Below are 14,888 nucleotides of genomic sequence, written 5' to 3'. Positions count from 1 at the left end.
TAGCCTTCCGTGTAAGATGAAATAAAAGATATGGAAAGTAGTTGAGAGTTTGCGAAGGCTTTGGGAGATTTTTTTTGTTGCTTTAAAATTGGGCTGTACCTCGTTTGGAGGCCCAACAGCTCATCTAGGTTATTTTCAACAGGAATATGTACAGAAACGTAAATGGCTTTCTGCACATGATTATGGTCAACTTGTTATGTTAAGTCAATTTTTGCCCGGTCCTGCATCTAGTCAGGTGGGGATGGGAATTGGTTTACTTAGAGGAGGAGTGTTAGGAAGCTTTCTATCATTTCTTGGTTTTACCTTACCATCCGTTCTGATACTTATACTTTTTGCCTATTTCTCCAAGTATACAGAGTTAAAGATGGATTGGATTCATGGTTTGAAGTTAGTAGCAGTGGCGATTGTCGCCCATGCTATTTTTGATATGAGCAAAAAGCTACTCTCGACAAAATGGCATTGGTTGATTGCTTTATTGACAATGATAACAGTATTGACATGGCTAAATCCATTTGCTCAAATCGCAGCAATATTGATCGCTGCTTGTTTAGGCTTTCAACTTCTAAAAAAAAGTGACGAGGGTAATACCTCAAAATTAGTTCTTATACCTATTTCTAAAACAACTGGCACGGTTTTAGTAGTACTTTTTTTCATGCTACTCCTAGGTTTACCTATATTAAGTGCCTTATGGCATCATGAGTGGATTTCCATGATAGAGAAGTTTTATCTTGCAGGTGCCTTAGTATTCGGTGGCGGTCACGTAGTTTTACCTTTACTGGAAACACAATTTGTTCAAAGTGGTCAAATAAGTACTTCAGATTTTTTAGCTGGCTACGGTATGACACAAGCAGTTCCAGGACCTTTATTTACATTTGCTGCATATATCGGTATGGTTATTGCAGGCGTTCCAGGAGCAATTATTGCTACTCTTGCAATATTTTTACCAGCGTTTTTGCTAGTGGTTGGGGCGCTACCATTTTGGATTAGCCTAAGTCGAATTGCACGTCTTAGAGGTGCGATGGCAGGCGCGAATGCGGCGGTCGTTGGCATTCTAGCCGCTGCTTTTGTAGATCCTATTGTGACACAAACCATCCTTAGCATGTTAGATATTTTCATAGTGGCTATTTTTTTATGGTGTTTAATTCGGTGGAAAATACAGCCTTATTTATTGGTGCTGTTAGGAATGGCTGTGGGCATCATTTTTTATACATGAAAAATTCTGCACTTTCGATTGTTAGATTCTAACTAATAATCGGAGGTGCAGTTTGTTTTGTCATTACAGAAGCAATATTCATTAAAAGAACCTATGGGGTTTCATAGCGTTCCTTCTATCGATTCGTTATAATGTAGAAATGGAAAAGACTTAACGGGAAAGAAGGGATTGCTATGGCACGAGGTGTTTACATTCATATTCCTTTCTGTCATCAAATCTGCAATTATTGTGATTTCAATAAATTTTATTTTAAAAATCAACCAGTGGATGAATATATAGAAGCGCTTGGAAAAGAAATGGCCTTGACAACAGAAAAACATCCTGAAAAATTCCATAACATCGAGACGATTTTTCTGGGTGGTGGAACACCGACAGCTTTATCTCCTGAGCAATTGGACAAACTACTAACGTCTATTCATACGTATATTCCAATGAATAGTGTGACAGAATTTACATCAGAGGCAAATCCGGATGAATTGTCTGCAGCCAAATTGCAGGTGTTGTTTGACGGTGGTGTTAATCGATTAAGCATGGGTGTACAATCTTTTGACCAAGGATTACTACAGAAGATTGGACGCACTCATAGTAATGATCATGTCTATGAAACGATCGCCTTGGCAAGAAAAATTGGCTTCCGTAATATTAGCATTGATTTAATGTATGGTTTACCTGGACAAACAATGGCTCAATGGAAGGACTCCTTAGCCAAAGCTTTTACTCTTGATTTGCCACATTTCTCCGCCTATTCTCTTATTGTGGAACCCAAAACGATTTTTTATAATCAGTACGCTAAAGGGAAACTGTATTTACCGACAGAAGATTTAGAAGCGGATATGTATGATGTGCTGATGCAACAAATGGCCTTACATGGGCTTCAACAATACGAAATTAGTAATTTTGCAAAGCCTGGGTATCATTCAGAGCATAACAAGATTTATTGGGATAATGATGAATATGCGGGGTTTGGCGCAGGGGCTCATGGGTATTTAGCAGGTATACGCTATTCCAATCACGGTCCATTAAAAAAGTATATGGAAGCTGTTGAGGCAAATGAGCTACCAATTGTCCACGCACATGAAGTATCACAAGTGGAAAAAAGAGAAGAACAAATGTTTTTAGGGCTAAGAAAAACAGAGGGTGTTATGCACACTTTATATGAAGAGAAATTTAAAACACCGATGTCTGCCCATTATGATGTGGTAATAAAAGATCTAGTGTCAAAGGGGCTTTTAGAACAGGATGAACTTGGTGTACGCCTGACAAGAAAAGGACGTTTTGTGGGCAATGAAGTATTTCAACAATTTTTGCTAGAAGATTGAGCGATATCGTTGACATAAAATGTGGGATTTGATAACTTAATAATAGTATTAGCACTCCTCTTAGTTGAGTGCTAACAGAGGTGATAATCATGCTAACAAATCGGCAGTTACAGATATTGCAAGTCATTGTAGACGACTTTATTGTGTCTGCGCAGCCGGTAGGTTCTCGCCAAATCTCCAAAAAACAAGGGATTACATTTAGTCCAGCCACTATTCGAAACGAAATGGCGGATTTAGAGGAATTAGGCTTTTTAGAAAAAACGCATACCTCCTCTGGTCGAGTGCCTTCGGAAAAGGGTTACAGATTTTATGTAGATCATTTGTTGAGTCCTCAAGGTATCAATTCCAAGGACATTCAACAAATTCAATCAATTTTTAATGATCGACTAGTAGAAGTAGAGCATATTATCCGAAAGTCAGCCAACATTTTATCAGAGCTGACATCTTATACTTCCATACTTTTAGGACCTGATGTCCAGAGGCATCGTGTTAAACGGTTTTCAATTGTCCCCCTTTCTAGCGACACAGCAGTAGCGATTATCGTGACGAATAATGGGCATGTAGAAAACCGCATGTTCACTCTACCCCCTGACTTTACCGCTTCTGATTTAGAGAAAATGGTGAATATCTTAAATGATCGCCTTATTGGAGTTTCATTAGAAGATCTCCATAAAAGCCTTGAAGCTGAAGTGCTAGCCGTGTTACAGCAACATGTTCGATCAGCGGATGATTTTATTCGCGCACTTATCACAGCAACAATGCATAATTCAGAAAGTAAAATTTTCTATGGTGGGAAAACGAATATGTTCAACCAGCCAGAATTCCATGACTTAAATAAAGTCCGGATGATTTTGGACTTAATGGAGACGACTAGCCAAGTGCAGTCACTTTTCCATCCGAATGAATCAGGTATTCATATTCGGATAGGCTCAGAAAATAAACAACTAGAAATGGAAAATTGCAGTGTCATTACCACTACCTATTCTATTGGTGATGATCAACAGGGAGCCATTGCTATTATTGGCCCTACACGTATGGATTATAAGCGTGTTGTGGCTTTATTAGACGTAATGCGCTTGGATTTAACACAAGCCTTTATGAAGAATCGTAGTGAATGATAATGAGGAGGATTCAAGTGACGGAAACAACTGAAAACAAAGATTTAGTACAAGAAGATGTACAAGCTGAAACGACAACTGAGGAAGTAGAGCAAACAGAAGTTCAGGAAGAAGCAGAGTTATCAATTGAAGAACAGTATGAGGCTAAGCTGGCTGAACTACAAGCAAAGCTGGCTGATGAGGAAAATCGTCACCTACGTTTACGTGCTGACTTCGATAATATGCGCCGTCGTAATCAGTTAGACCGTGAGGCAGCTGAAAAGTATCGCGCCCAAAGCTTACTATCTGATCTATTACCAGTCCTTGATAATTTTGAACGTGCTTTACAAGTTGAGACAACTTCTGAAGAGACTGCATCGATCATTAAAGGAATTGAAATGGTGTATCGCTCTTTAATTGAAGCAACAGAAAAAGAAGGTCTACAAGTGATTAAAGCTGAAGGTGAGCAATTTGATCCAACGATTCACCAAGCTGTTATGCAAGAACAAGATAGTGAAAAAGAAACGGGTATCGTCTTACGCGAACTACAAAAAGGGTATATCTTAAAGGATCGTGTATTACGCCCAACAATGGTATCTGTGAACGAATAGTCTTGCACTATTTAATCAATTAAAATTAGTTAGAAAACGCATCCCTTGCGTTGACATAATAGGAGGAAATTTTAATGAGCAAAATTATTGGTATTGACTTAGGAACAACAAACTCTTGCGTTTCTGTACTTGAAGGTGGAGAACCAAAAGTAATTCCAAACCCAGAAGGAAACCGTACAACGCCATCTGTTGTTGCCTTTAAAAATGGTGAACGTCAAGTTGGTGAAGTGGCGAAACGTCAATCAGTAACAAATCCTAACACAATCATTTCTATTAAATCAAAAATGGGTACAGCTGAAAAAGTAACAGTAGAAGATAAAGACTACACGCCACAAGAAGTATCTGCAATGATTCTTCAATACTTAAAAGGCTATGCTGAAGACTACTTAGGGGAAAAAGTGACAAAAGCAGTTATTACAGTTCCTGCTTACTTTAACGATGCACAGCGTCAAGCAACTAAAGATGCTGGTAAAATCGCAGGTCTAGAAGTAGAGCGTATCATCAACGAACCAACTGCTGCAGCTCTTGCTTATGGATTAGATAAACAAGATCAAGATCAAAAAGTATTAGTATTTGACCTTGGAGGCGGTACGTTTGACGTGTCTATCCTTGAGTTAGGTGACGGTGTCTTTGAAGTACTAGCTACAGCTGGTGATAACAAACTAGGTGGAGATGATTTCGATGACGCAATTATCGAATATCTAGTAGCTGAATTCAAAAAAGAAAATGGCATAGACTTATCAAAAGATAAAATGGCGATGCAACGATTAAAAGATGCTGCTGAAAAAGCGAAAAAAGATTTATCTGGTGTAACATCAACTCAAATCTCTCTACCATTCATTACAGCTGGAGAAGCAGGTCCATTACACTTAGAAATTTCTTTAACGCGTGCGAAATTTGACGAAATTACTTTACCATTAGTAAACCGTACAGTAGGACCAGTGCGTCAAGCATTATCTGATGCAGGTTTGTCAACTTCTGAAATTGACCAAGTTATTTTAGTGGGTGGTTCTACACGTATTCCGGCAGTACAAGAAGCGGTACGTAAAGAAACAGGGAAAGAGCCTCACCGTGGTGTTAACCCTGACGAAGTTGTTGCAATGGGTGCTGCAGTACAAGGTGGCGTATTAACAGGTGATGTGAAAGACGTTGTATTACTTGACGTAACACCTCTTTCACTTGGTATTGAAACAATGGGTGGCGTGTTCACAAAATTAATCGACCGTAACACAACTATCCCTACTTCAAAATCTCAAGTTTTCTCTACAGCAGCTGATAACCAACCAGCAGTAGATATTCATGTTTTACAAGGTGAGCGTTCAATGGCAGCTGACAATAAAACATTAGGTCGCTTCCAATTAGCAGATATTCCACCAGCACCTCGTGGTGTACCTCAAATCGAAGTAACATTCGATATTGATAAAAACGGTATCGTATCTGTAAAAGCAAAAGATCTTGGTACGAACAAAGAGCAAACAATTGTGATTCAATCTGATTCTGGTTTATCAGAGGAAGAAATTGAACGCATGGTAAAAGATGCTGAAGCTAATGCTGAAGCAGATGCTAAACGTAAAGAAGAAGCAGATCTTCGTAACGAAGCAGACCAATTAGTATTCCAAGTGGATAAAACAATTGCTGACCTTGGTGAGCAAATTACAGAAGACGAGAAAAAATCTGTGGAAGATGCTCGTGATGAATTGAAAAAAGCGCTTGAAGCTGGTGAATTAGAAGGTATTAAAGCAGCTAAAGAAAAACTAGAAGGCGTATTACAGCCACTAGTGATGAAAGTTTACGAACAAGCGGCAGCAGCTGCTCAAGCAGCTCAAGGTGGCGATGCAGGTGCAGACACTGATGCTGGTAAAAAAGATGACGGTGTTGTAGACGCTGAATTCGAAGAAGTAAAAGATGATAAATAAGAAGTAACACAGTAAAGTGAAAAAGCCAAAGACCGCTTGCGGCTTTGGCTTTTGTCATGATGTGAGGTCACTTCACGTAAATGCACCATTTATGGGATAGTTGCATACGTTAGCTGCTAGGAAGTGAATATCTTCATTATTGGAATTTATAGAACCTTTAATCGAAAAAAAGAGGCAGTTTTTTCAACTGCATGTTACAATAGATTTTATGCAAACAGAGCGGAGTGTGAATCATGGAGAAACGCGATTATTACGAGGTGCTTGGTTTAACAAAATCGGCTACAAAAGATGAGATTAAAAAAGCATACCGTAAATTATCAAAACAATATCACCCTGACCTTAATAAAGAGCCAGGTGCAGATGAAAAATTCAAAGAAATCGCTGAAGCATATGAAGTATTAAGTGACGACCAGAAAAAAGCACGCTACGACCAATTTGGTCATGAGGATCCGAATGCTGGTTTTGGTGGTGGCTTTGGAGGGGGCGGCTTTGGCGGCTTCGAGGATATTTTCAGTTCATTCTTTGGCGGAGGTGGTCGCCGTCAGGATCCAAATGCGCCACGTAAAGGGGATGATCTGCAATATCGTATGAACATCCAATTTGAGGAAGCTATTTTTGGAAAAGAAACAGAAATAGAAATCCCAAAAGATGAAACGTGTGAAACATGTCACGGTTCAGGAGCACAACCAGGCACGCAACCAGAAACATGTTCGACATGTAAAGGTGCAGGACAAATCAATCAAGCAGTGGATACACCATTTGGTCGTATGATGAATCGTCGTACATGCTCAACATGTCATGGAACAGGTAAAATTATTAAAGAAAAATGTACGACTTGTCGTGGAGAAGGAAAAGTCCAAAAACGTAAGAAAATTAAAGTGACGATTCCAGCAGGTGTGGATGATGGACAACAAATTCGTGTATCTGGTCAAGGTGAACCAGGTATAAACGGTGGACCTGCAGGGGATTTATATATTATGTTCCGCGTTCAAGGACACAAGGATTTTGAACGAGATGGAGACGATATTTACTTCGAGTTGAAATTAACATTCCCTCAAGCAGCACTTGGGGATGAAATTGAAGTACCAACAGTCCATGGGAAAGTAAAATTACGTATTCCAGCTGGAACACAGTCAGGTGCTCAATTCCGTCTAAAAGATAAAGGTGTTAAAAATGTTCATGGTTATGGTATGGGTAATCAATATGTGACAGTAAAAGTGATGACACCAGAAAAATTAACGGAAAGACAAAAACAATTACTACGAGAATTTGCAGAAATTAGTGGCGATATCCCTGAAGAACAAGGTAGTTCACTATTCGATAAAATTAAGAAAAAATTCCAAGGTGAATAATTAGAGGAGCTGAAGAGCTACGTGAAGTGGTCAGAATTATCCATTCATACAAAAAATGATGCGGTAGAAGCAATTTCGAATATTTTGCATGAAGCAGGTGCAAGTGGTGTTGTCATCGAAGATTCTGCAGAGTTTGCGAAGCCACGTGAAGATCAATATGGTGAAATTTATGCGCTAAATGAAGATGATTTTCCGAAAGATGGCGTGATTGTTAAAGCTTATTTATCAGAGTCTAGTTTTTTAAATGAAACAGTCGAAGAAATAAAAGCAGCTATCACAAATTTAACGAACTTTAACATTGATATCGGTGAAAATGTGGTATCCATTGTGGAAGTCAATGAAGAAGATTGGGCAACTGCCTGGAAGCAATACTACCATCCTGTTAAGATTTCTGAACGCTTTACTATCGTACCGACATGGGAGGAATACACACCTGTTTCAACAGATGAACTAATTATTGAATTAGACCCTGGTATGGCATTTGGTACAGGTACCCACCCAACAACGGTAATGTGTTTACAAGGACTTGAAAAGGTCATTAAAGAAGGGGATACAGTTGTTGATATCGGTACAGGATCGGGTGTATTGTCTATTGGTGCAGCATTACTTGGTGCCAAAAGTGTGCATGCGCTTGATTTAGATGAGGTTGCTGTACGTTCAGCGCGAGAAAATGTAGCATTAAATAAAGTGGAAGATAAGGTGGCAGTGTTCCATGGTAACTTATTGGATACTGTAAAAGAACCAGCAGATGTAGTAGTCGCTAATATTTTGGCTGAAATCATCATGTCCTTCACAGATGACGCGTATACAATTGTAAAACCAGGTGGATTATATGTCACTTCGGGCATCATCGGTGCAAAACGAGATGATGTGAAAGTAGCACTAGAAGCTTCAGGCTTTGTGATTGAAGAAGTATTATTAATGGAAGATTGGGTAGCCATTATTGCCCGTCGTCCACTATAACATGACTGAGGAAGCGCCAAATCGTGAGCCGTGTGCTTGTGATTTGGCGTTTTCCTTTCTTGCTAGAAAGGACTGTGTGGCATGCAACGTTATTTTATTGAGACAGCTATCGAAAATGCACGTATTAGTGGAGAAGATGCACGGCATATTGAACGAGTGATGCGTATGAAGCAAGGCGACAACATTGTAGTTGTTGCACAAAACACTGCGTATATATGCACAATTGAAGGATTTGAAGGGGATGAGGTTGTCATTGAAGCGACTGGACAAACAATCCCTTCCCCAGAGTTACCCATTCAAGTAACAGTAGCATGTGGTTTACCGAAGGGTGATAAGCTGGAGCTTATTACCCAAAAAGCCACAGAGCTAGGAATGTTTGCTTTATTACCCTTTGAAGCTGAGCGCTCCATTGTGAAATGGGACAAGAAAAAAGGAGCAAAAAAGCAAGAAAGATTACAGAAAATTGCTAAGGAAGCTGCGGAACAAGCTCACCGTACGCATATTCCAACAGTTTTTGAACCCATATCATTTAAACAGCTAGTACAACAAATAGATCAATTCGATGCCGTTTTTATTGCTGATGAAGAGGATGCAAAGGCTGAAAAGCGCACAAGGTTTGCGGAGAAGCTAAAAAACGTGTATGATAAGAAATCGAAATCAATGCTTATTATCTTTGGTCCTGAGGGAGGCATTTCTCGTCAAGAGTCGGAAGCGCTATTACAAGCAGGCGCTCAAACGATGTCATTAGGACCGAGAATTTTACGAGCAGAAACAGCGCCATTATACGCACTGTCTGCCATATCCTATGAATTTGAATAACAGCTATGTATAATTTATTATCAACATAACTTAGAGAAAGCCACTTAATATTATTAAGTGGTCAGACTGTAGACAAAAGCCCTCGAGAAGTTCACTCTCAAGGGCTTTTATCATTTTTCTTCCTATGTCGTCTTGATATTTGGTCATACATTACCAAATCCAACATACGCTTCGAGCATAGTTGCTCTCTTAAGCTACTTGCCACGTCCAAGTAGCCAGTTTCTTTAAATTCATGGCAGCAAAAGTAAGCATCGCCTGCATGGACAATTTTTTCAGACCTCTTAAGGTTGTCCATCGCATACCATGCTTTTCTTTTGCATCGGCAAAGACACGCTCAATCGTTTCTTTGCGCTTTGCATAGATTTGTTTGATGTCATAGGAATGGCGTAAATGTTCAGCTTCCTCCACATACGACTCCCAGATATGGCGTTGAATGAGTTTTTGATGATGCTTACTTTCTGTACACTGGGAAAGGCTTGGACACTTCGCACAAATCAAAGGATTCGATTTATATTGCCGATATCCTTCTTTCGTCGTTGTTGCATACTTCAATATCTGCCCTTGTGGGCAAAGATAACAATTATAGTGCTCGTCATATATATACTCGTGCTTTCGGAAGAATCCATCTTTCGTTTTAGGACGTGTATACGGAAGAACAGGCAACATTTGATTCTCTAATAAAAAGTTCGTAATCGCTGGTGTTTTATAGGCTGCATCTGCCGCAACAGCGATTGGTTTTTGAACGTTTTGAATGACTCTTTCAACAAGTGGCTGCAATACATGGCTATCGTGCACATTTCCCGGAGTCACAATGGCACCTAAGACAAAGCCCTTTTCATCTGTCGCTGCATGAAAAGAATACGCAAACTGTTTCGTACGTTCATCCTTCACGTAATACCCACTTTCAGGATCTGTCGTGCTTTCCTTTATTTCTTTCCATTCTTCTTTTTCAAATTTCTCCGGGGAAAAGGGCTTTTTTCCATGTTCCTCACGATCAATATTTAACTCTAATTGAAGTTTCTCTTCATAAGCCCGTGTTTCTTTTCGCACAACTTTTTTATCATACTTTCGTTTATTCGCACTCGCTTTCACATGCGTAGAATCGATAAATAAATGGTCTGCATGGAGGAGTCCTTGATGCATAATCTCTTTTAATATACGATAGAATATCTGCTCAAATATATCAGTGTCTTGAAAGCGACGGACATAATTTTTACCAAAGGTAGAGAAATGCGGAACTTCTGTATGGAAGCCAAATCCTAAAAACCAACGATACGCCATATTCGTTTCAATTTCTTTGATGGTTTGACGCATGGACCGTATACCAAAAACGTACTGAATAAACGTCATTTTAAAGAGAACAACAGGATCAATACTAGGACGCCCATTAGGTGAATAGAGATGTTCTACTAAAGGATAGATAAATGAAAAATCAATAGCCGCCTCTAGTTTTCGTACTAAATGATCTTGGGGAACTAATTGATCAATCGTTAACATTTCTAATTGTTCACGTTCATTGATTTGATTTTTCGTCATCATGGTTAATCACCTCGAAAGTGTACTTTTTATCAATAGATGAATAAGGAATTCTTTATGTAGGAGTTGATTGGAACGAAGGGTGGCGACTCCTGCGGGAAAAGCGGGAAAGTCGAGATCCTGGACTGAGCGAAGCGAGGGAAGCAGCTCGACCCCGCCCGCGGAAAGCGTCCGCCCGTAGTGGAAATCAACGGCTTTACTTTATTTTATTGTAAAAGAAAAAAGACTGTAGGCAAACTCAAAATTCATTGAGTTTGTCTACAGTCTGGCCACTTAATATTATTAAGTGGTTTTTTTACGTAAATCATATTTGAAGGGGGTCTGCGTTAAATTCCTGCTTAAATGGAGTTTTAGCGCATTGTGTAAGATCAACCGGGAAAATCACAACCTCAAACATTCCAAATAAAATATGTAAAAGAACAAGTTCAATGTCCATACATAGATTTAATTGCGACATACTCTAGCGATAGGAGAGCTCACTAATACTATATTGAAATGAGGGAATTTTTTGAGTGAACAATTTAATCAAATTCAACCTTGTCCAGTAACATCAACTGAACAAATACCCTTAACGAATGAGATTACACCACTAGTTACTACACCACTTACGACGCCAACTATTAAAATTCCAGTTGTACTGGCAGAACCAACACTGCAAATCGTTGTCGAGTCGGATATTACACTTAGTCCTGCAGCGACAGAGATTAAACGAGTGAAAAAGAATGTCTTTCTAAATCAAGTGAAATTGGTACCAGTTAGCTTTGCGCGTATTGCTAACACTGATTTCTTTAGAGTAACACGAGCTAAATTATTTGTAGCAGGACATATTCGGAAAAATATCGAATATGCTTCATCATCATGTAATGGGGCACTTCAGGATAGAATTGCTGATGTTCCGTTTTCTGGTTTTACAGATCTTATTTTCCCACAAACACCTGGAGGCGCAACACCAATCTTAGGCATTTCCGAGTTTGCTGAAGCGAACTTCCTTAACGAAAGAACACAAATGGATGCTCGATTAGATAAGGCTTTTTTCCAAAATCTCGTTAAATACAATGAACAACCATTTGGTGAATTAGTAGCAGCCAATTTCTTTGAACTTGATTTTTCACCGATTATGGCAGCTCCTGAAGAAGCATTCAGCACATTACGTGAAAAAATTGTCTTAGAACTTACTGTAAAAGTATTGCAAGTTCAACAAATCCGTTTGGGCGCTGGAAGTAGTGTAGTAACACCTGTTCTACCAGGGCTTACTCCACCAGCAACACCAATTGTTCCTGATATGATTCCGCCTACTGAGCCTTGTTAATTTTTTTATGTAGTGGAGCAAAAATGGTAACAATAATACTGATATAAAATCAAATATGTTGTTGGGCAGTTGAAAGTTCACTTTTACTCGAACTTTTAACTGCTTTTTTTGGCAAGATAAGGACATGCGTCTTCCAATTGTATCTCATGGTGGGACTGTGACAAAAGTAAAAATATTGCATAATATGGATTGTAATTAGTATTGTAGATTTTCAATTGTCCTAACATAATCGTATCAGAAGAATTAGCTAATGGATTAAAACTTAATTAAAAATTGATGGTTATGCTTTTTTTGTCAAATCATTATTTGGGAGTGAATGAATGGCAACTCCATGGATTAATTTTAGAGAGATGAAAAAAATATCCTCTAAACAAAATAAATACACTGAGTGGAGGTATCAAACTAAAATAGATGACGAATCTCCATTAGAACAGACTTTTAATGGAAATAATAATCTGCTTGATGAAAAAGAATATAAACCAATTACAGAAGAATCAACTTTAACAGACCATATAATCTCTAATGAAGAGCTCTCCGAACCTATTGAGCCGACTATTGAGGAAGAAAACGAACATCACCCAAATTTTGAGAACTTCAGGGAGGATGCTAGCCTAGCAGAGCTATTACCATCTAATGAAGATCTACCTATATCTAAAGAAACAAATGTTGAGCAAGAAAACGAACATCACATAGATATCGATGAGAGTCACACAAAAGTGACCTTAATAGAGCAATTAGCGTCCATACCCATACCTATAGAAGCGAATGTTAAGGAGAACGAAGAAAATTTCCGACATATGGATGAGAACCATGTAGAGGAATTCACTTTAGACCAGATAGCATGCAATCAAATCGTACCCAGTCCAACAAAGGTAGAAATTGACCATCTACTAGATAGTGATGAGAACTCCCTTGAAGAACAAAATTCAACAGCCCAATCAGACAATAATCCAAAATCTTTCAATAGAGCTCTGTCAGAGGCTGAAAATAATATGCATTTGGATGATATAGCAGAAAAGGAGAAAAACAATCCTCCAAATCGTAATAAAGAGATTGCAAAGTCTTTACAAGGAGAAGTATGCACCATTATCCAAAAAAGTCCCTTTTCTACTTATGTAGAAATTAACGATTTTCTTCATGCTCCTATTTATGGTGATAATGTTCAAAATACAATATTTGATTTTCTTGATTTAAATGATAACCTATCTCCCCAACTTCAGACGAAGCTACTCCAAACGATTTCGATTTACCCTGAACAACCAGATTGTCGTTTGGTTAGCTCCAACATTAATCAAATGATTTCTTTAATGAGAACGGATACTAATAAAAAAAATGGTAGTGAGCAGCATCCGTTTAAATCAGTAGTAGTTCCCTTACATAACTCACAAGCAATTAAAAAAGGAGAGATTAACTCCTCTGAGCCTTTTATACATATACGAGTTCCTGTTGTGCTAGGGGAATACAAAATAGAAATATGTATGGAGGAAAAAATTGCTTTTGATAAAGGAATTGAAGAGGTTAAAGAGATCACAAATGAGGTAGTACTATCCGATTGTAGATTTGTACCTATTCATAGATCCCAGTCATTGGGAAATGGAACAAGAACTGTATTAAAGGGGAATTTATTTATAGAAGGCTACATACAGCATAATATTGAATATAGGGTATCTAATACGCAAAATAAGTCAGCCATTCATCCCAATCGATTGTGTCAAAATATAGTATTAGAATTAATTATCCAAATGTTACAAGTACAAAAAATTAAAGTACTGTTTGACTGGCAAGGTAATGGAGGGTTATAGAAATTTATCCCTTAATTCAAATAAAAAATAAAACTAATATATACGTCCATGTATAGATTTAAATGCTACATATTCTAGCGATAGGAGAGCTCTCTAATACTAAAAAATGAAATGAGGGAATTTTTTGAGCGATCAATTAGAAAGCCAATTTCAACCTTGTCCTGTAACATCAACTGAACAAATTCCATTAACGAATGAGATTACACCAGTAGTCACTACACCAGTTACAACGCCAACTATCAAAGTTCCAGTTGTATTGGCAGAACCAACACTGCAAATCGTTGTTGAGTCGGATATTACACTTAGCCCTGCTGCTACAGAAATCAAACGAGTGAAAAAGAATGTCTTCCTAAATCAAGTGAAACTGGTACCAGTTAGCTTTGCACGTATTGGTGGTACTGATTTCTTTAGAGTAACAAGAGCTAAATTATTTGTAGCAGGACATATTCGGAAAAATATTGAATATGCTTCATCAGCATGTAATGGGGCACTTCGAGATAGAATTGCTGACGTTCCGTTTTCTGGTTTTACAGATCTTATTTTCCCACAAACACCTGGAGGCGCAACACCAATCTTAGGCATTTCCGAGTTTGCTGAAGCGAACTTCCTTAACGAAAGAACACAAATGGATGCTCGATTAGATAAGGCTTTCTTCCAAAATCTTGTTAAATACAATGAACAACCATTTGGTGAATTAGTAGCTGCCAACTTCTTTGAACTTGATTTTTCACCGATTATGGCGGCTCCTGAAGGGACATTCAGCACATTACGTGAAAAAATTGTCTTAGAACTTACTGTAAAAGTATTGCAAATTCAACAAATCCGCCTTGGTGCTGGCAGTAGCGTAATAACGCCTGTTCTTTTAGGACTTACACCTCCTCCTAGTCCTTGATAAATGCTAGTTTAGAGGACAGTAGAAGATTATAATATATTAACAAAGCTGGTAGTACA

The 14,888-nt window shown here is 38.4% G+C and carries 12 protein-coding genes; 11 read left to right on the top strand and 1 reads right to left on the bottom strand.

Annotated elements, in window-relative coordinates; translation table 11 throughout:
• The first annotated feature begins 28 nt into the window (after positions 1 to 28).
• The 8 genes from chrA (at position 29) to L6W14_RS15065 (ending at position 9,290) form a co-directional block, all read left to right on the top strand.
• A complete protein-coding gene (chrA, locus tag L6W14_RS15100) occupies positions 29 to 1,213 on the top strand; it encodes a chromate efflux transporter (RefSeq protein ID WP_237900991.1) in 1,185 nt (394 codons plus the stop codon).
• A 173-nt stretch (positions 1,214 to 1,386) separates the two neighbouring features.
• Positions 1,387 to 2,532, top strand: coding sequence for a radical SAM family heme chaperone HemW (hemW, locus tag L6W14_RS15095; protein WP_237898273.1), 1,146 nt, complete (start codon positions 1,387 to 1,389; stop codon positions 2,530 to 2,532).
• 89 nt (positions 2,533 to 2,621) lie between these two features.
• Positions 2,622 to 3,650: a heat-inducible transcriptional repressor HrcA gene (gene hrcA / locus L6W14_RS15090; protein WP_131520545.1), complete on the top strand. Its 1,029-nt coding sequence runs from the start codon at positions 2,622 to 2,624 to the stop codon at positions 3,648 to 3,650.
• 17 nt (positions 3,651 to 3,667) lie between these two features.
• A complete protein-coding gene (grpE, locus tag L6W14_RS15085) occupies positions 3,668 to 4,240 on the top strand; it encodes a nucleotide exchange factor GrpE (RefSeq protein ID WP_131520546.1) in 573 nt (190 codons plus the stop codon).
• A gap of 74 nt (positions 4,241 to 4,314) precedes the next feature.
• Entirely contained in the window at positions 4,315 to 6,156 is a 1,842-nt protein-coding gene (gene dnaK, locus L6W14_RS15080) for a molecular chaperone DnaK (protein WP_131520547.1), read from the top strand.
• 233 nt (positions 6,157 to 6,389) lie between these two features.
• Positions 6,390 to 7,508 (top strand): molecular chaperone DnaJ, encoded by a 1,119-nt coding sequence (dnaJ, locus tag L6W14_RS15075; protein WP_237898272.1) that lies wholly within the window; start codon positions 6,390 to 6,392, stop codon positions 7,506 to 7,508.
• A 21-nt stretch (positions 7,509 to 7,529) separates the two neighbouring features.
• The gene (gene prmA / locus L6W14_RS15070; RefSeq protein WP_004227050.1) at positions 7,530 to 8,471 is read left to right on the top strand and encodes a 50S ribosomal protein L11 methyltransferase; all 942 of its coding nucleotides are present in this window, start codon (positions 7,530 to 7,532) and stop codon (positions 8,469 to 8,471) included.
• 81 nt (positions 8,472 to 8,552) lie between these two features.
• Positions 8,553 to 9,290: a 16S rRNA (uracil(1498)-N(3))-methyltransferase gene (locus L6W14_RS15065; protein ID WP_009373826.1), complete on the top strand. Its 738-nt coding sequence runs from the start codon at positions 8,553 to 8,555 to the stop codon at positions 9,288 to 9,290.
• 189 nt (positions 9,291 to 9,479) lie between these two features.
• On the opposite strand, the gene L6W14_RS15060 is transcribed toward L6W14_RS15065, so the two are convergent.
• On the bottom strand, positions 9,480 to 10,829 hold the full coding sequence (locus L6W14_RS15060; RefSeq protein ID WP_237898043.1) for an IS1182-like element ISBsp5 family transposase: 1,350 nt from the start codon (positions 10,827 to 10,829) through the stop codon (positions 9,480 to 9,482).
• A 505-nt stretch (positions 10,830 to 11,334) separates the two neighbouring features.
• On the opposite strand from L6W14_RS15060, the gene L6W14_RS15055 reads away from it, so the two are divergent.
• The 3 genes from L6W14_RS15055 to L6W14_RS15045 all read left to right on the top strand — a co-directional run bounded on the left by L6W14_RS15055 (position 11,335) and on the right by L6W14_RS15045 (position 14,829).
• A complete protein-coding gene (locus tag L6W14_RS15055; RefSeq protein ID WP_131520548.1) occupies positions 11,335 to 12,135 on the top strand; it encodes a CsxC family protein in 801 nt (266 codons plus the stop codon).
• Positions 12,136 to 12,455: 320 nt separating this feature from the next.
• A complete protein-coding gene (locus L6W14_RS15050; protein WP_237898271.1) occupies positions 12,456 to 13,937 on the top strand; it encodes a BC_2427 family protein in 1,482 nt (493 codons plus the stop codon).
• Between the two features lie 124 nt (positions 13,938 to 14,061).
• Positions 14,062 to 14,829, top strand: coding sequence for a CsxC family protein (locus L6W14_RS15045; protein ID WP_131520549.1), 768 nt, complete (start codon positions 14,062 to 14,064; stop codon positions 14,827 to 14,829).
• The last annotated feature ends 59 nt before the right edge of the window (positions 14,830 to 14,888 follow it).

The organism is Lysinibacillus sp. ACHW1.5 (assembly GCF_022014815.1).
In the GTDB taxonomy this organism is placed as follows: Bacteria; Bacillota; Bacilli; order Bacillales_A; family Planococcaceae; genus Lysinibacillus; species Lysinibacillus capsici.
The sequence above is the reverse complement of the archived record's forward strand: the minus strand, read 5'-3'. Positions and strand labels throughout refer to the sequence as shown.